This window comes from Aquipluma nitroreducens, assembly GCF_009689585.1.
GTDB lineage: Bacteria > Bacteroidota > Bacteroidia > Bacteroidales > Prolixibacteraceae > Aquipluma > Aquipluma nitroreducens.
On the sequence record NZ_AP018694.1, the window covers coordinates 1364157 to 1380120 of the forward strand.

Here is a 15964-nt window from a genome sequence, read left to right on the forward strand (position 1 = left end):
CAGAATCTTCCTCTCTATTCATAAATAAAAACTCTTTTATCGAAGGAATTAGTATCTGATAGGATGAAATTTAATGGCTAATGTTTTTCTAATTAAAACTCAGCTATATTTAGCAACCCAAAATACAAAAAACAAAACATGAAAAAATCAACATTCTTATTTACTATTCTGTTAATAGCATCTCTATCATCATTCGGTCTAACAAAAAATAATTCTACAAACTCTTTTTTCGTAAAATCGTCTGATTTACATCCTAACTTAGACATTACCGCTGGATATGTGCCAAAATCAACATATGATGCAATTAAGGTTAACTTTTCGGCCAATAATATAATACTTAAGCGATTGGGGCTTTACACCTCTCTGGAAAAAGGACTTAATTCTGAATATTTGGCCAATACTTTTGGTATCAATGTATCTGTTCACCAATATGCTTATTTGTGGACTGGATTTGGCCTGTTAGCAGATAATGGAATATTAAATACCACTGTTTTTACTAAATTCAGAAAAGAATTTGGCATTGGTATTATGCCTTATAAACTAACATTACTCAGGATAGGCTGGTCAGTAGAAGTTGGCCCAACCATTACAGCAGGCATAAAAATACCTCTGACTAAACACCAAAATAAAAATTAGTGCTCGGCATTAACAGATAAAAAATTAGTTTTGCATACATACCAATTTGAATTTCCAATGTCAGAAGAAAACATCATTGAGCTCATTAACGCCGACATTATTCAGCGTGATCATGTGGTACTTACAGATATTAATCTGGAAATTAAAACAGGCGAATTTGTTTACCTCATTGGGAAAGTAGGAACCGGAAAATCGAGCCTGATTAAAACTTTGAATGCAGAATTACCCCTCGAAAAAGGTGAAGGTAAAGTAGCTGGGTTCAATTTAGCGGAAATTAAAACCCGCGATATCCCTTTTTTGCGGCGCAAATTAGGTGTCGTATTTCAGGATTTCCGATTGCTTACCGATCGCAATGTTTACGATAACCTGACCTTTGTACTGAAAGCAACCGATTGGAAAAACGAATGGGAAATAGCCGAACGTGTAAACGAAGTTCTCTCGATGGTGGGTATGACGCAAAAATTAAAATCGATGCCGCACCAACTTTCAGGCGGAGAGCAACAACGCGTGACCATTGCGAGAGCGATCCTGAATAATCCTGAAATTATTTTGGCTGACGAGCCTACCGGAAATCTCGACCCACATACATCAATTGAGTTAATGCAAATCTTTAAAGACCTGAACGATCAAGGCAAAACTGTTGTAATTGCCACGCACGACTACCCGCTAATCCGGAAATTTCCGGCTCGGATCATCACTGTCGACGACCATAAAATATATGAAACGGTACTTACCCGCAAAGAAAATCAAGGGTGAAAAGTGCCTAAAGTGAGCTAGAGTTTAGAGTGCCTAAAGTTTAGAGAAAACGTTCGTAAACACTTTTCAAAATTTTCTCTTCATTTTCCCAGCACAGCTCCTTTGCGGCTTTCTGAAGGTTTTGTTTCCAAACCAGGCGTTTCTCCTCATCAAAAAGCGCATCCCTCATCAATTCGGCTAACACCTTTCGCTGGTGAGTTTCAGCAATGATGCCAATCCGATAATGTTCTACAATTTGCATCATTTCCGGAAGATTCGAAACCAATACCGGCACTCCTGCCTGAATGTAATCGAACAATTTATTGGGTAAAGCAAAGCGGTAATTCAAACCCAAATCTTCTTCCAACGAAATTCCCAAATCAGCCTGAAGGGTCACTTCTCGCAACTTATGAAGCGGCAAACGCCCCAGAAATTTCACTTTCGATTCCAGTTTCATTTCAATAACCAATTGTTTTAATTCGCTGGTTTGGTCGCCATCGCCTACCAACCAAAGTTCGACGCCATCCAGATAGGGAATAGAGCGGATCGCCGCCCCAACGCCACGCCCCAAATTTAGCGCTCCCTGATAAAGAATTATTTTCGGCTGATCAGGCGCTTTTTCTTGATGTTTTGGTTCTTCAAACATGGAACAAACCGGAAGATTGCGAACTACCTTAAAATCGACTTTATACAAATCACGATAAACCTCAGCAATCGAATCGCAAACGGTGTAAGCAGCATCAACTTTCGGAACCAGAAGTTTTTCGAGCCTCAACCAAATCGCTTTTACAACCGGCCTTCCAATCAATTCAGGAACTTCAGTAAAATACTCGTGGCTGTCGTAAATCAGCGGCTTGTGCTTTATTCGTGAGGCCAAATAATTCGCCGGAAGTGTATCCAGATCATTCGCCACAAAAACATCAATTTCAGATTTCAGGAGATATAAAAATAAGCGAATATTGTATTCGAGGTAAAACATTGCACTTTTCCGAAACAAGAGTTTCATCCTGTGAGTCTGATAATCGCGCTCCACAGGATGACTTTCGGGTAATAAACGACCAATCAGAACAGGCTCAAAACCCATTTTTTTCAGACTGACGGCTACTTTGTGAACGCGGTTATCGGTAACCAAATCGTTGATTACACTGAGTGAAATTTTCTTCAAAGCGAATTTCTATTGGTTCGTATCGCCAAGGTAAACGAAAAAGGGCGATCTTCTGTTATATTTGCGAAAAAAATAATTCCAATGATTCGCTCCTACTCCGATTACCAGCTCCAAAAGCATCATACATTCGGCACCAAAGCTATAGCCAATTACTATTTCGAATTTACCGAAACCGAAGACCTGGAGGCCTTTTTAGCTACCACAACCCATTGGCAAAATCTCCCGATCCTTATTTTGGGCGAAGGAAGTAACCTGCTTTTCGTGAATGATTTTCAGGGGCTGATTATCAACCCAAACATTCCCGGGATAAAGATTGCCCATGAAGACCGAAACAACATTTGGCTTGAAGTGGGCGCTGGTGTTGTTTGGGACGATCTGGTTGAATATGCCGTTTTTAATTGGTGGGGAGGTATCGAAAATTTATCGCTCATTCCCGGTAAGGTTGGCGCTGCTGCAGTACAAAACATTGGCGCTTATGGCATGGAAATTCAGAACCGCATCGAATCGGTTACAGGGTTCGATCTGGAATCGCAAACCGAATACACGTTAGATATAGCCGATTGTCAATACGCATACCGCGACAGCATCTTCAAAAACCAGTTGAAAGATCGTTTCATCATTACCAGCGTTAGTATTAAACTCGATAAATTTCCGGAGTTTATCCTGAATTACGGCGACCTGAAAACGGAAGCTGAAAAACTTGGAGCTATCAATCTAAGAACCATCCGCAAAGCAGTAATCGGCATTCGCGAATCGAAATTACCCGATCCTAAAATACATGGGAATGCTGGCAGTTTCTTTAAAAATCCAATTGTCGAAACCTCGATGGCCGAGCAACTGTTAACGACTCACCCGAATATGCCCCACTACCCTGCTCCTGACAGTCAAACTAAGCTGGCTGCTGGTTGGCTCATCGAACAATGTGGATGGAAAGGTTTCCGACGCGGCGATGCCGGAGTGCACGAAAAACAGGCTTTGGTGCTGGTAAACTACGGAAACGCCACCGGAAAAGAAATCTATGACCTTTCAGAAGAAATTAAACAATCGGTTCAGGAAAAATTTGGGGTTGATTTGGAACGGGAAGTAAATGTAATCGGGTAGAAAGTGGTCATTAGCAGTCTCTGTTGTCAGAGATATCCTCATCTGATGACTTTGAGTCACCTGATGAGTAAAAAACCACTCAACTTTTCCGGCAAACCACCCGCCAAAATTTCATGGGTTCTTCATTAGGCATGTGTTTGACAGGCTCGTCAATTTCGCAGTATTCAAGCAAGCCATAAGTCGAAAATTCTTTTTCAATGGTCGCTGAGTCATAAAAGAAAACAGTCAAACCTTTATCGATCAGGAAACGGTCGATGCTAACGGGTCGTCCATTTCCATAGAGTTTATTTTCCTTCGAAGCCACAATAAAAACCATCATTCCGCCCGGCTGGAGCTGATCGAAACATTTTTTCAGGAATTGGCGGCGATCGTTTTGATTGAGTAGATGCAAGAGTGCGTAACAGAAAATTCCATCGTAAAGTGATTTTCCGTAAGGCATTCGCTTAACCGGACCATGATAAATCCGAAAATCCAAACCATTATCACGGGCAAGCCTGATGGCCGTTTCGGAAATTTCAATTCCGGTCACTTCAAACCCATTGTCAATAAAAGTTTTTGCATTCCGTCCGTATCCGACTCCAGGAATCAGGATGCTTTTAAATCCTTTTTCAACAAAAAGATCACGGGCAAAAATAGCTGAATCGGCTGGCTCGAACGACCAGAGTAACCCAATTTTCTGAAACTTATCTTCCCAAAAATCGCTCATCGTTTTACCGCTATAAATATCATATCCGTGGTTATAGAACCATCTAGTTCATTATAATCCTGAAGCCTGAGTTGCCTGATTTCGAATCCACTATGCTCAAATGCCTCTTCCAAATCTGTTTGCAGATGGTAATTGAAATAAACCTCGGCATCACCCGAAAAACTGGTTGCTTCGTATCCGGCACGATCCTCGTTTCCTTCCATGGTACTAACGTACAAAACGCCTCCAGAAACCAAACATTCGGCGCAATCGGCAATCAGTTTAGCCGAATCCATTTTCGATAAAAAAGGCAGGCAAAACGAACACATCACCGCATCAAATCGATCTGGAATCGTGGAAATATCGCGCACATCCATCACCATGAAATCAACTTCAGGAAGTAAATTCTTCGCTATTTCAATCATTTTAGGAGCAAGATCAACAGCCAAGATTTGACTTTCAGGAAAGTGATTTTTGAGGAAGCTAGTTACATTTCCGGGTCCACAGGCCAGCTCCAGGATGTGAGGATTATCCGATTTCACCAAACTACAAAAATGCACAAGCGGTTCAAGATAACCGCTTACATTGTCAAACCGGCTGGCATATTCTTCAGCAAATTCATTGAAACGTTGAACCGAGAGTTCGAAATTCTCCATCTTATTCTTTTAGTCCTTCTGCTTTTTCGTACTGCTCAATTACCTCTTTGGCCTTTTCCAGATCGACATTCGAGACAAATATTTTTACTGAACCGGCGCCTCCGCCAGCCACATTCCATGGCGCTAAAACACCCATTTTTTCATCTTTCACAAAGGCTTCAATTTCGGCATTATCCAAAAGGCTTTTTACCATCGAAGCATCCCAATCGTTGCCATCAAAAACTTCAACCGGATAAATTTCTTGATCTGAATTCATAATCAACAGTTTAAGTTGTTATTAATTGAATTTATCTAACCGTAAAACTTGTTAATCCTTTCAAATAACATGCATCGATACTTGCTCCCAACCCTGGTGTTTCAGGAACCGTAACCAAACCATTCAAACCATATTGAATTCCTCCTGAAACCGGATCTTCGCAGAACATCATTGGCGTATCGAAATCGCAAAACCGAACATTATCGCTCGTTAAAGCCAAATGAGCCGATGCGGTAAACCCAATCCGTGATTCGAGAAACCCACCGATTTGTAACTGCAAGTTAGCCTTTTCAGCCAAATTTATAATCTTCTGCGCCTTGAATATTCCGGATGATTTCCCAAGTTTGATGTTAAATGACGGAGCGGCATCCAAATCAATCAGCCGCTGGGCATCATGATGATCGCAACACGATTCATCGGCCATTACCATCACCGGGCTTGCTTTGCTGATTCGAGGTAATTCCATATAGTTCCAACGCGGAATTGGTTCCTCGCAAAACTGGATATTGTAACCGGCCAATTCGGTCAAAACACGAATTGCAGAATCGACGTTCCACCCTTGATTGGCATCAAGTCTCAATGGAATGTCGCTTCCTATTTGTTCCCGAATAGCCTGAATTCGTTGAATATCTTTGCCCGGATCGTCACCCAGTTTGACTTTAATAACCTGAAAACCTCGTTCTTTAATTTCCAGTGCATCAGCCACCATTTGAGCCGGATCATTCAGGCTCACGGTATAATCAGTCTTCAGGATTTTATTGTTCTTGCCACCCAGAAAAGCATACAAAGGCAACCCGACCTGCTGCGCGGCAATATCGTATAGTGCAATATCGAAAGCGCTTTTAATGCTCGAATTACCAAAAATAGTTCGATCCATCAGCTCAGAACATGCTTCGATGTTACGCGGATCTTTATTAATCAACGATTTGGCCAGGTAATTGGCAACGACATAGCAGGTTTCCATGCTTTCGCCGTTGATGGGCATAAACGGGCTACATTCACCAAAACCACTTAATCCTTCATCTGTTCGTATAACAACTACCACATTCTCGGCATATTCAAACGATCCTAACGAAATAACAAAAGGCTTTTTTAGCTTGACCGGAAATTGATAAACTTCGATTTGAGTAATCAGCATTAGACTATTTTTAATAAAAATTGGTAATACAAGTGACCGGTAAATTTAAATTTAATTTCATTATTGATGTTAAATATAGAAATTAAAATTCCGGCCTCATTTCCTTTATAATGAAATGAAGTCCGGGATCTGAGTTTTTTACATAGATAATCAAAACCTTATCCTTCCGAATACCATTTAATCTGCTGCGATGCACGCATAATAATTGCCAGGATAACAAACAGACCAATACTTCCGGCCAACAGCGCATAATCCTGAAGCTGCAAAATGGTAAACAGAAAAATATACAGGCCTGTTTGCAATAAAGTTATCCAAACTACCGAACGCCTATCCTTCAGAATTGTATAGGAATACCACGAAATCAGGGAAGTAACAGCTACAGCCGAGATCAGATAAGCTAAATTAAATCCGGCTTGTTCGCTGATTGAAGTCAGCAATGCATAAAAAATGAGCAGCGCAAATGCCACCAATGAATATTGGAAGGGATGAATCCTGTTCTTGCTTTTCATCTCGATGAAAATAAAAATGATAAAATTGAGGGCTATGAACAGTATTGCATATTTCACCGAGCGCATAGCTTTCTGATAATGGTCAATAGGAATCAGCAATTCAACACCTAACAGGGCTTCGTGAGTATTAAATTTTTTGTCGACCCATTGCTGTGGAAAATTGCGATTTAAATGAGTTACCATCCAGTTCGCAGTAAAGCCATTTGATGTAATATTTCGATCAGAAGGAAGAAAAACTCCGGTAAAACTTGGCTGCGCCCAGTCCGATTTCATTGAAACTTCCGAGGTTTTCCCTAAAGCTTCAACTGACAGATCTTCTGACCCATTTAAAACCAAATTGATTTCAAAATTTAACGGCTGTTTCAAATCAATCGAATTGGCTTTAATCGTAATTCCAGATTGGAAGATGTCGGTATCGGCAACTCCGGGATCAACCTTGTATTTCTGACCATTGACAACCAATTCCGGCAAATTTTTGATCCCCCGCATATCCGAAATTCCCAGAGTAAAGTAAGCCGCATCCCAATTGAATTGTGCATTCGGAATATCCAGTTGTGATACGTCGGGCTGAAGAAATAAGCCTTTAAGCTTGATACTTCCTTCATAAACCACCACCTCGTAAATACCACGTTTGCGTTTTTCAGGAGCCAGCGAACCATCGGTTTTGAGTGTTTCAGGCAAAAAATGAGCAATGCCTTTTCGCTCAGTCATTCCCTGATTAACTTCGGTTTTTTCCTGAATTGTAAACGGCACATTCAGCACCGGACCGGCTACCACCTGTTTCCCACCCCATTGGGCATACAATTCGTTTTTCACCTTTTCGCTCAGGGCAATTCGTTGGCGAATTACATCCTGAATTAGGAAGGACGGGATAAGCAGCAGAATTGCCAGTCCCGAAACGATAATCATCTTAACACTGTAACTGTTCATGAATTGTTGAATACCTTTTGTTTCCATAGTTTTGAATATTTAAAAGTACTTTGCATTTCAAAGTTTACGAATAAAAAAATTATTGATTGCCTATTAGTTCTTCCAGCGCCGCCAAATGCTGACGAAACAAATCCTTCCCCTGCGCGGTTGCCGTGTAGGTTGTACTGGGTTTTCGGCCAACAAACTGCTTCGAAACCACGATAATTTCCTGCTGTTCCAATGCTTTTAGGTGACTGGCCAGGTTTCCGTCGGTTAGTTCGAGCAGTTCCTTCAGCGCATTGAAATCCAGCATGTCGTTCACCATCAGTGCCGACATGATTCCAAGCCTGATGCGGCTTTCGAACACTTTCTGAAGATTTGCAATCGGATTTTTCACCAGAGTTTATTATTTACGATTTGACTATTCACGATTTACCATTTATTGTTGCGGGTTGCGAGATGCGGAATGCGGGTTTGTTTTCATGCAACTCGCAACATGCAACTCGCAACTCTTTATTGCCAACCGTGACTGAACACTGCGACTTTTTCCTCCATGCTCCTCGCTCCTTGCTCCATGCTACCTTTCATACCTCATCCACATCACCACGCCATAAACCAGGTGCAGCAAGCCAAAACCCAGCACCCAGAACACGAGTCCGTAAGGTGCAAAGATTCCAGCCAGAAGCCCGACAGCGATTTCAGCCATTCCCAGGTAATGAATCTCGCCCGAAGTGAATTTGCCTGCATTCACCAAACCTAATCCGTAGAAAACGAGCATGGCCGAAGCGACCAAATCAATTTGGTTACGCGAAACCAAAATCAATACAAATATTCCACCCGAAACGATGGGGATCAGCAAATGCGCCAGCACCCGTTTGGTGGAGCTTGTCCAGAATTTTTGCCCAGCCTTTTGCGCTTTCCCGTACGAAAACCAGATAGCAGCCAGCCCGGCAAGCAGCAAAACCACCAAAGCAATAGCACCCAAGCCAGTGGTCACACTGTTGATTGGTGAGCCACCCACGCTGCACAAAAACTCGTCGTAATAAAGTGCTCCCGCATCCAGAACGCCAAACCAAGCCACAGCGACACCAATCAGCGCGCAGGTTCCGGCGAAAAAGCCCGCCCAACTATCGAGCAACATGAACTTCGACGACCGCTCCATAATTTCGCGAATCGCCTGAATATCTTCCTTCGGATTAACTGAATTTGTTTTCATGTAAAAAGTACTTTGAAATACAAAGTTAATTTATAAAACTGGATGTGCAAGAGGGTGAAGAAAAATCTGAATGAAATTAATCTGTTTTTGGTGAAATTCTTGCTGCTATACTGCGCGTTGAGCCTTCGCGCTTTTTTTGCTTCGCTCTTTGGCTTGTAGTTCAAGTGATTTGATAATTTCAACGTCAGACTCAAAACCAAATAGTCTACTGGTAACAGATTCTTTAGTCTGAATTACTATTTTGTAGTCATATCCTTTCCCAAATGATGCTTTTTCAAGTTTTTCAATGGCATCTTCAAGTGTTTCATAATCTCCCTGAATTTTAACTGGAACAGGTCCACCATTAATTTGTTCTTTTAGAAATCCGTCAATACCAGAATTTCTTTGAACTGGAGTGGCATTAATATTTTGAAGAATGGCAAGCTGCTTTTCTGTTTTTTCAAGATAACTTTCAGTCCCTTTATTTAATAACTCTGATTCTGTAATTACCATTTCATCAAGTCTCGATTCTGCTAAATCTACAGCATCCTTTGACTTGTCGATGCCAATATAATTTCTTTTTAAATGCTTTGCAGAAACACAAGTTGTACCGCTACCACAAAATGGATCTATGACAATATCTCCTTCATCGGTCACAATACGAATAATCTGGTTAAGCAGCAGCACAGGTTTTTGAGTAGGATATCCTGTTCTTTCTTTCGCTTTAGGATTAAGATATGGTATATCCCAAACATCTGATAAAGGAACACCTTTCTTTTCTTTACCAATTACAACATTCCCATCTTCATCCTTTTTATATACAGACTTCCCATTTTCATCTCGTTCTCGCTCTTGTAAAATCCGGTCAATATTTGTTGTTGCTGAGTAGTCGGTATATATCGTATTGAATTTAAAATCCCTTGTCTTAGAGTAAAAGAATATTATTTGGTGTGCATTTAATAACCCTTTTTTTGAATTTGACCAACGTTTATATGACCAAACAATCTCGCTCTGAAAATTATCACGACCAAAAACCTTGTCAAGAATAATTCGAATGTTGTGCGAAGCTGTTTTATCGCAATGAAGAAAAACACTACCGGTATCTTTCAAAACTCGTTTGCTTTGGATTAATACATTTTCAATGAGCTCCAAATATTCATTCAAAGAATTGTATTTATCTTCAAACTCGTAAGTTTTTGTATTATCCCTGGTTTTAAGAGAATGTGTTTTTTGAGTAAAGAAAGGTGGGTCGAAATAAACTAAGTCAATACATTCAATTTCTTAGTTCCTTTAACTTATCCTGACAATCACCATGTATTATTTTATTGGTTTCCATCTTCAGGTGTCCTTTCATTAGCAATTTCTGTTAAAATAGCCTTTAAGTCAACTCCACTATAAGCTTTTAAAAAGTTCCAAGCTTCATCACCTCCATAATATTCTCCTTCAACACCAGCATATAAAGTTTTCAATGTCTCTTGTATTCTAATTGCTTGGGCTCTCTGAGGGTAATAAAACATCACTCGAATAGGCTTGTAACCGTGTCCCTTTATAACTTTAACTCTAGTGTGCTCCTTGGTAATATGATCTCCATCTGTAGTTGCATCTCGCCATTTAACTTCAATAGCATCACTCCCATTCAGAAAATCTATCTCGAATGTATTAGGTCTTTGTCCTAATGTATTTTCCACTTTGGTTTTAATCCCATCTTGGAACTTGTAATTTAGACACAGAGTAGCGGCTTCTTCCAAAAACGAACCAGCATATTTGTACAGAAATCGCCCAGTGTTTTGATAAATATAGATTAGCTCTCCTTCTTCTGTTGTAATTCCTAAAACTCTATAGATTAGATAATGAGAATTATCATCAGATTTCATTGCCTCTTTTCGCTCTTCAATTCTTTCTTTGAGATTAGAAGCGTAAATCCCCGCTAATTCTTTTATTTTATTCTTTAGATCTTCCATTGTACAAAGTTATAATTTTCCTAGAATTGTTTTTTTTACAATGTCCTTCCCGCTCTGACGCATCATATCAGAATTCCAGCTATTGATATGATTTTCTTATCTGCCATCTATTTTTGAGGAAACCCGCCAATTTATTTCAGAATAAATTCTCTCAAATCTACGCCGCCCGATCTACAAATCCAATATATTCAGTTATTATTTTTTAAAAAATCAGGGCATTTGGCTTCAGATCGCTAAAATAAACAACCCCTGACCCGAAAAGCAGCTTTCGAATCAGGGGTTGCAGTAGTATCGAAATAGATTCTTGCGAATCTTGCCAATTATCCTATTTCCCGAGTAATCGCAATCGCGGCAATGGTTCCGTCGGCGATAGCAGTAGTAATCTGGCGGTATTTTTTGCTGGTTACATCGCCCACGGCAAACACGCCGTCGATGTTGGTGCGCTTATCCTCATCGGTTTTGATGTAGCCCCACTGGTCGAGTTCCAACTGGTTGCCAAACATTTCGAGGTTCGGTTTCTGGCCAATAAACACGAAAATTCCGTCCGATGTCAGGGTCTTCTTTTCCTTGGTTTTCAGGTCTTCCACCTCCACTTCCATTTTGTCGCCAGCTTTGCGGAATGCGCGTGGTTCGTGCGAAAGCAGGAATGAAATCTTCGGGTTGGCAAATGCTTTTTCCTGCGCTGTTTTGTTGGCCTGCAACTGGTCGAACTGGTGAACGATGGTAATTTTCGACGCGAACTTCGAGATAAAATCGGCTTCCTCGATGGCTGAGTTTCCACCGCCAATCACCACCACTTCCCGATCCACAAAATACTTGGCGTCGCAGGTGGCGCAATACGAAATGCCCTGTCCTTTGTACTCCAGTTCGCCGGGAATGCCAATACGGTTGGGCGAAGTTCCGGTGGCAATGATGATTCGTTTGGCGCGAATGGTTTCCTGCCCGTCTATCATGATTTCCTTTTTCTGCAAATCGACGTGCGTCACGTCAACCGCCACCTTATAAGTCGTTCCGCAGCGTTTGGTTTGCTCCGACATGTTGTGCGAAAGCATGTATCCGGGCTGCGGATCAATAAATCCGGGGTAATTCGACACCACGTGGGTGGTCGAAACATTTCCGCCGGGCAACGCGATGTCAACCAAAACGGTGTTGATTTTGGCCTGGCAAAGGTATAAACCGGCTGTCAGTCCACCCGGACCAGCACCCAGAATGGCCACATCCACCTCGGTTACAATCGGTTTCTGCTTGGCGATAATCTCATTCACCTTTTCTTTGCCGATCACACTTTTCAGGTTGCGAACAATCTCCGACCGTTTAATTCCTCCTGAAAGGCGGCTGGTCACTTCTTCTCCATCCTGATAAAAAAGCAACGTTGGCGACGATTTTACGCCAAGTTGATCGGCCAGTTCGCGGTTTCCCTGCCGGAAGATTTTGATGAATTTGACTTCACCCTTAAACAGCGGATCCAACGATTCGAGTTTGGGAAAAAGCGCTTCGCAAGGCGGACATTCAGTACTGTAAAAATCGAGCACCACATTGCCCCCTTTTACTACTTCGCTTTCAAATTCCGATGCATTTATCTCTTTCATGGTTATTGATATTTTGGTTTTTTACTCAGTCTTTTATGAAGCGCTATCATTAAAACCCCTAAATCCCCTGAAGGGGACTTCAAAGCCTCACCTTATAGGGGAGGTTTGGAGGGGTAAAACCACACATTGGTTATAATTCCAATGCCTTCAACGGCGCGTGGTTGTGAACCCGATCTTTCACCACCAGGGTTGTGCAGTCGGCCTTCACTTCGCGCTGAAACAAAATGTCGTGCCCCAAACAAAGCCCCACCATCAGCACCAAATCCACCTTTTCGCTGTTCATCTGCATCGCCTGCCCAATGGGATTGCACGAAACGGTGCAAAACGAACTTTCCGGATTCACTTCATTTTGCGGAATTCCACCAACCGTACAAGAAACCGACCTGACATTCAATCCATTACTACGAATAATCCCGGCAATTTGTTGGACTTGTTTTTCCATCCCGTAGCAATAGGCCAAACCAATGCGGCGGTAGTTCATTTTCTTCGAGAACTCCACAATCTCCTGAAGCCGCGACAAGGTTCCGGCGCGTCCAAAATCAACCAGTTCGGCCGCCGCCTGCACAATTTCGGGTTCAGCGGCATACTTTCTGATGGCCTCTTCCGGTTCGAAAGAAGTTGCTTTGCAGGTTTCCGTTTTCCGGCAAATTTTATCGTAGGTGCAATTGGTGCAATCCATCTTATTCGTTGAAATAGTGCGCGATACCCAATTCCAGTAGCTCGGTAACCGGACGGCAATCGTGACTGTGCAGCGAGCCGTTGTAGTTTTTGGCCATCGAAGCGCAGCCTCCGCCGCAAATCAGGCTCAAATTGCAGTCGCGACACTTCGGAATCGACAAAATATCGCGCTCCTGCCATTCCTCAACCGCTTCGGTGTATTTCTTCACTTCCGGATAAAACGTGCCCAGACTTTCGCCGTGCTTGCCCACCGTGGCGGTGCAGGCATACACATTTCCGGTGAAATCGAATGCCCACTCGGTTTTGGTTCCGGTGCAGGCATCGAACAATGGCTCAGGCATCTCGCCCTGTTCGAACAAAAACTTTGAGACTGAAAAGGCAGGCTTGTGAAACTCGGCGATGTGCGGATGTGTCTTCAGCAGCGCATACAAATCTTCGTACAAATTGAGCCGCGAATACAGCTTTTGCTGATTGGCCTGGCATTCGTGTAACTCGTAATTCCGACCTAATTGGGTTTTAAACAGTGGGGATGCAGTCCAACCTTTATTGATGGCAAACTGTGCCAAATCGGGTAGATTATTAATATTTTGTTTATCAACCACCATACGGAGATTAACCGGAATATTGTTTTCAATTAACAAATCAACTCCACGAACAATGCGATCGAAAGTTGGATCTCCGCCTTTCAGATAGCGCCGTTGGTTATGTATTTCACTGGTCCCATCGAGTGTTACCTGAATTTCGCGGATAATTCCCTTTTTGAGAATTGGAATGTATTCTTCCAGATGATAACCGTTAGTCACAGCCGCAATTTCGAGTTTATGTTCTGCGGCTTTTTGAATAATATATTCGATATTTTCCTTGTGGCGTGGAGCATTCATGAAAGGTTCGCCACCAAAAATGGTAATGTATTTTCTCCTTCCTGAAAATTCTTTCAGAATATAATCAAAAAACGAATCAGTAACTTCTTTCGACAGAGCAACGGGTAAAGCTTCGTAGCCAGCCTGATAACAATAGGAACAATCGAAGTTGCACGAGTAGTTGGTCACAAAAAAAATCTGAACTTCGTCCTTTTCGCGATCATCCAAAAATTTCAGGTATTTCTCACGAAACAATCGTTTCTCCTGAACCAGATCAACAATGTAGCCATTTTCAATCAGTTCCTGATTATCTACCGAAATGTCCTTAAGTTGATTGTAGGCTGTCTGATCGAGTATATCTGCCTGCCCTGATAATGCATTTATGACAAACCAATCGTCAGAATCCTTAATTTTTGAGGTGATGTTATATTTGGAAAGTTGCATGGCAAACGGAAGCCCCCTTCCCGTTCCCCCAAAGGGGGAAAGCTTTGGAGCCATTGATTAAAAATTTATACTTGGTTTAACTGTGTCTTTCGATGAAAAATGAGCCTCCCCCTCTCCCCTCCTTTGAAGGGGTCGGGGGAGGCTTCCGGCGCTTAATCGTGGCATCCGGCAATAATCTGAGATTGTTTAGCACAACATTGTGCCTGTTTAATCTGACCTTTTTTTACTTTTTTTACTAAACTCTTCATAAAACTGATTTTGGTGTTGATTAAACTATTAGGAATAAAGGTATTCAAAACGAACGAAACTTCATCAATTAAACTTCAACATTAATGACTACCTTCAAACTTTCATTGAAAAAATTGCGCTCCGGACGACTCCAGACGCAAGATCGTGCGTCTCTACCAGTTACCCGCAACAACTAAACTCATCTTTTTCGGCGGTAATGGTAAAACTGGATACGTGAATTTTTCCTTTTGGGTAAGGCTGACTTTCTTCCAATACTTTTACGTAACGAAATCCGGCACCTTTAATAATATTCAGGTATTCTGAACGGGTAACAGATCCAGCCCAACATTCGGCAACAGCCTCAGGGTCGTTGGCATATTCTTCAGGTACCGGTTCGCTTGAATAGATATCGCTGATGACAAAGCGTCCGCCATTTTTCAGGATACGGAAAATCTCGCCCCAAACCTTGCGCTTGTTGGTTACATGGTTCAGCGTGCAATTCGAGACAATCAGGTTGGCAGTTTCGTCGGGCAACGGAATTTCTTCCAGATCAGCCTGAATGAATTTCACATTTTCGACACCCATTTTGGCGGCTGTCGAAGTCGCTTTTCGAATCATCTCCTCGGTGACATCAATTCCGTACACAAATCCGCCCTCACCAACTTCTTCGGCCAGACGTAAAACATCAGTTCCGCGGCCACTTCCCAAATCGATGCAAACCTCGTTCAATTTTGCATCACTTTTATCGACTGCTCCTCCACACGAAAGACAACAGGTATCATTTGCAAGTGAAGAATATCTTCCAGCTATTTCAATTGTGTTCATTGTACTCAAATTTAAAGTGCAAAATTATAACAATAATTAAAACAAAACAACATATATAGATTATTTGATATGTTTCCAAATAACAAACTTCAATTGATAATTTATGGGTCTAATTGGCTTCTTAATATACACAAAACTTTTTTAAAAACCAATACAAAATAATTCAAATTAGGGGGTAACCATCGCATCAATTTAGGGATTTATTTACTGAAAGCTAGCACTTTACAAGCACAACCTACTAACAATGTTGCTTAAATTGTTGAAATAGAAGAGCTTAATATCTTTTATTTTATTTGTTAATGATCTTCCTAAACACAGTTTCTACGGTACCCAAAACCGCAAACCGTGCAAGACGCTCTCTAAAAAACCAAAATTCAGGTAAAGATTTGTTGAA

At 41.6% G+C, this 15964-nt stretch carries 17 protein-coding genes; 3 read left to right on the plus strand and 14 right to left on the minus strand.

What is annotated here, in order from left to right; translation table 11 throughout:
- Positions 1-138 precede the first annotated feature (138 nt).
- A complete protein-coding gene (locus tag AQPE_RS05785) occupies positions 139-636 on the plus strand; it encodes a hypothetical protein (RefSeq protein ID WP_318350103.1) in 498 nt (165 codons plus the stop codon).
- A 57-nt stretch (positions 637-693) separates the two neighbouring features.
- On the plus strand, positions 694-1392 hold the full coding sequence (locus AQPE_RS05790) for a cell division ATP-binding protein FtsE (RefSeq protein ID WP_318350104.1): 699 nt from the start codon (positions 694-696) through the stop codon (positions 1390-1392).
- 40 nt (positions 1393-1432) lie between these two features.
- Here AQPE_RS05790 and AQPE_RS05795 read toward each other — a convergent pair whose 3' ends face one another.
- Positions 1433-2536, minus strand: a complete 1104-nt coding sequence (locus AQPE_RS05795; protein WP_318350105.1) for a glycosyltransferase — start codon at positions 2534-2536, stop codon at positions 1433-1435.
- A gap of 81 nt (positions 2537-2617) precedes the next feature.
- Between AQPE_RS05795 and murB the strand changes: the two genes are divergently transcribed.
- Positions 2618-3637 carry a UDP-N-acetylmuramate dehydrogenase gene (gene murB, locus AQPE_RS05800; RefSeq protein WP_318350106.1) on the plus strand — a complete coding sequence of 340 codons (1020 nt, stop codon included), beginning with the start codon at positions 2618-2620 and terminating at the stop codon, positions 3635-3637.
- A 79-nt stretch (positions 3638-3716) separates the two neighbouring features.
- Here the strand turns inward: murB and AQPE_RS05805 are convergent, their stop codons facing one another.
- From AQPE_RS05805 to AQPE_RS05865, 13 genes are all read right to left on the minus strand, one after another.
- Positions 3717-4343 (minus strand): class I SAM-dependent methyltransferase, encoded by a 627-nt coding sequence (locus AQPE_RS05805; RefSeq protein WP_318350107.1) that lies wholly within the window; start codon positions 4341-4343, stop codon positions 3717-3719.
- The gene (locus tag AQPE_RS05810) at positions 4340-4978 is read right to left on the minus strand and encodes a class I SAM-dependent methyltransferase (RefSeq protein ID WP_318350108.1); all 639 of its coding nucleotides are present in this window, start codon (positions 4976-4978) and stop codon (positions 4340-4342) included. The genes AQPE_RS05805 and AQPE_RS05810 overlap by 4 nt, the downstream gene beginning before the upstream one ends.
- A gap of 1 nt (position 4979) precedes the next feature.
- The gene (locus AQPE_RS05815) at positions 4980-5234 is read right to left on the minus strand and encodes a putative signal transducing protein (protein ID WP_318350109.1); all 255 of its coding nucleotides are present in this window, start codon (positions 5232-5234) and stop codon (positions 4980-4982) included.
- A gap of 31 nt (positions 5235-5265) precedes the next feature.
- Positions 5266-6372: a mandelate racemase/muconate lactonizing enzyme family protein gene (locus AQPE_RS05820; RefSeq protein WP_318350110.1), complete on the minus strand. Its 1107-nt coding sequence runs from the start codon at positions 6370-6372 to the stop codon at positions 5266-5268.
- Positions 6373-6530: 158 nt separating this feature from the next.
- On the minus strand, positions 6531-7838 hold the full coding sequence (creD, locus tag AQPE_RS05825) for a cell envelope integrity protein CreD (protein WP_318350111.1): 1308 nt from the start codon (positions 7836-7838) through the stop codon (positions 6531-6533).
- Between the two features lie 52 nt (positions 7839-7890).
- Complete coding sequence (locus AQPE_RS05830) at positions 7891-8187, minus strand: winged helix-turn-helix domain-containing protein (protein ID WP_318350112.1); 297 nt, start codon at positions 8185-8187, stop codon at positions 7891-7893.
- A gap of 180 nt (positions 8188-8367) precedes the next feature.
- Positions 8368-9006, minus strand: a complete 639-nt coding sequence (locus tag AQPE_RS05835; RefSeq protein WP_318350113.1) for a hypothetical protein — start codon at positions 9004-9006, stop codon at positions 8368-8370.
- A gap of 105 nt (positions 9007-9111) precedes the next feature.
- Positions 9112-10263, minus strand: a complete 1152-nt coding sequence (locus tag AQPE_RS05840; RefSeq protein WP_318351318.1) for a DNA-methyltransferase — start codon at positions 10261-10263, stop codon at positions 9112-9114.
- Between the two features lie 44 nt (positions 10264-10307).
- On the minus strand, positions 10308-10946 hold the full coding sequence (locus AQPE_RS05845; RefSeq protein ID WP_318350114.1) for an ApaLI family restriction endonuclease: 639 nt from the start codon (positions 10944-10946) through the stop codon (positions 10308-10310).
- A gap of 320 nt (positions 10947-11266) precedes the next feature.
- The gene (locus AQPE_RS05850) at positions 11267-12535 is read right to left on the minus strand and encodes an FAD-dependent oxidoreductase (RefSeq protein ID WP_318350115.1); all 1269 of its coding nucleotides are present in this window, start codon (positions 12533-12535) and stop codon (positions 11267-11269) included.
- A gap of 130 nt (positions 12536-12665) precedes the next feature.
- Positions 12666-13214, minus strand: a complete 549-nt coding sequence (locus AQPE_RS05855) for a DUF1847 domain-containing protein (RefSeq protein ID WP_318350116.1) — start codon at positions 13212-13214, stop codon at positions 12666-12668.
- A 1-nt stretch (position 13215) separates the two neighbouring features.
- Positions 13216-14571 carry a radical SAM/SPASM domain-containing protein gene (locus AQPE_RS05860; protein ID WP_318350117.1) on the minus strand — a complete coding sequence of 452 codons (1356 nt, stop codon included), beginning with the start codon at positions 14569-14571 and terminating at the stop codon, positions 13216-13218.
- A 354-nt stretch (positions 14572-14925) separates the two neighbouring features.
- The gene (locus AQPE_RS05865; RefSeq protein WP_318350118.1) at positions 14926-15570 is read right to left on the minus strand and encodes a methyltransferase domain-containing protein; all 645 of its coding nucleotides are present in this window, start codon (positions 15568-15570) and stop codon (positions 14926-14928) included.
- Positions 15571-15964: the final 394 nt, after the last annotated feature.

Coding starts and splice junctions, on each gene's coding strand:
- AQPE_RS05785 (WP_318350103.1), top strand. CDS start 139: ATGAAAAAATCAACATTCTTATTTACTATTCTGTTAATAGCATCTCTA.
- AQPE_RS05790 (WP_318350104.1), top strand. CDS start 694: ATGTCAGAAGAAAACATCATTGAGCTCATTAACGCCGACATTATTCAG.
- murB (WP_318350106.1), top strand. CDS start 2,618: ATGATTCGCTCCTACTCCGATTACCAGCTCCAAAAGCATCATACATTC.
- AQPE_RS05805 (WP_318350107.1), bottom strand. CDS start 4,343: ATGAGCGATTTTTGGGAAGATAAGTTTCAGAAAATTGGGTTACTCTGG.
- AQPE_RS05810 (WP_318350108.1), bottom strand. CDS start 4,978: ATGGAGAATTTCGAACTCTCGGTTCAACGTTTCAATGAATTTGCTGAA.
- AQPE_RS05815 (WP_318350109.1), bottom strand. CDS start 5,234: ATGAATTCAGATCAAGAAATTTATCCGGTTGAAGTTTTTGATGGCAAC.
- AQPE_RS05820 (WP_318350110.1), bottom strand. CDS start 6,372: ATGCTGATTACTCAAATCGAAGTTTATCAATTTCCGGTCAAGCTAAAA.
- creD (WP_318350111.1), bottom strand. CDS start 7,838: ATGGAAACAAAAGGTATTCAACAATTCATGAACAGTTACAGTGTTAAG.
- AQPE_RS05835 (WP_318350113.1), bottom strand. CDS start 9,006: ATGAAAACAAATTCAGTTAATCCGAAGGAAGATATTCAGGCGATTCGC.
- AQPE_RS05845 (WP_318350114.1), bottom strand. CDS start 10,946: ATGGAAGATCTAAAGAATAAAATAAAAGAATTAGCGGGGATTTACGCT.
- AQPE_RS05850 (WP_318350115.1), bottom strand. CDS start 12,535: ATGAAAGAGATAAATGCATCGGAATTTGAAAGCGAAGTAGTAAAAGGG.
- AQPE_RS05855 (WP_318350116.1), bottom strand. CDS start 13,214: ATGGATTGCACCAATTGCACCTACGATAAAATTTGCCGGAAAACGGAA.
- AQPE_RS05860 (WP_318350117.1), bottom strand. CDS start 14,571: ATGGCTCCAAAGCTTTCCCCCTTTGGGGGAACGGGAAGGGGGCTTCCG.
- AQPE_RS05865 (WP_318350118.1), bottom strand. CDS start 15,570: ATGAACACAATTGAAATAGCTGGAAGATATTCTTCACTTGCAAATGAT.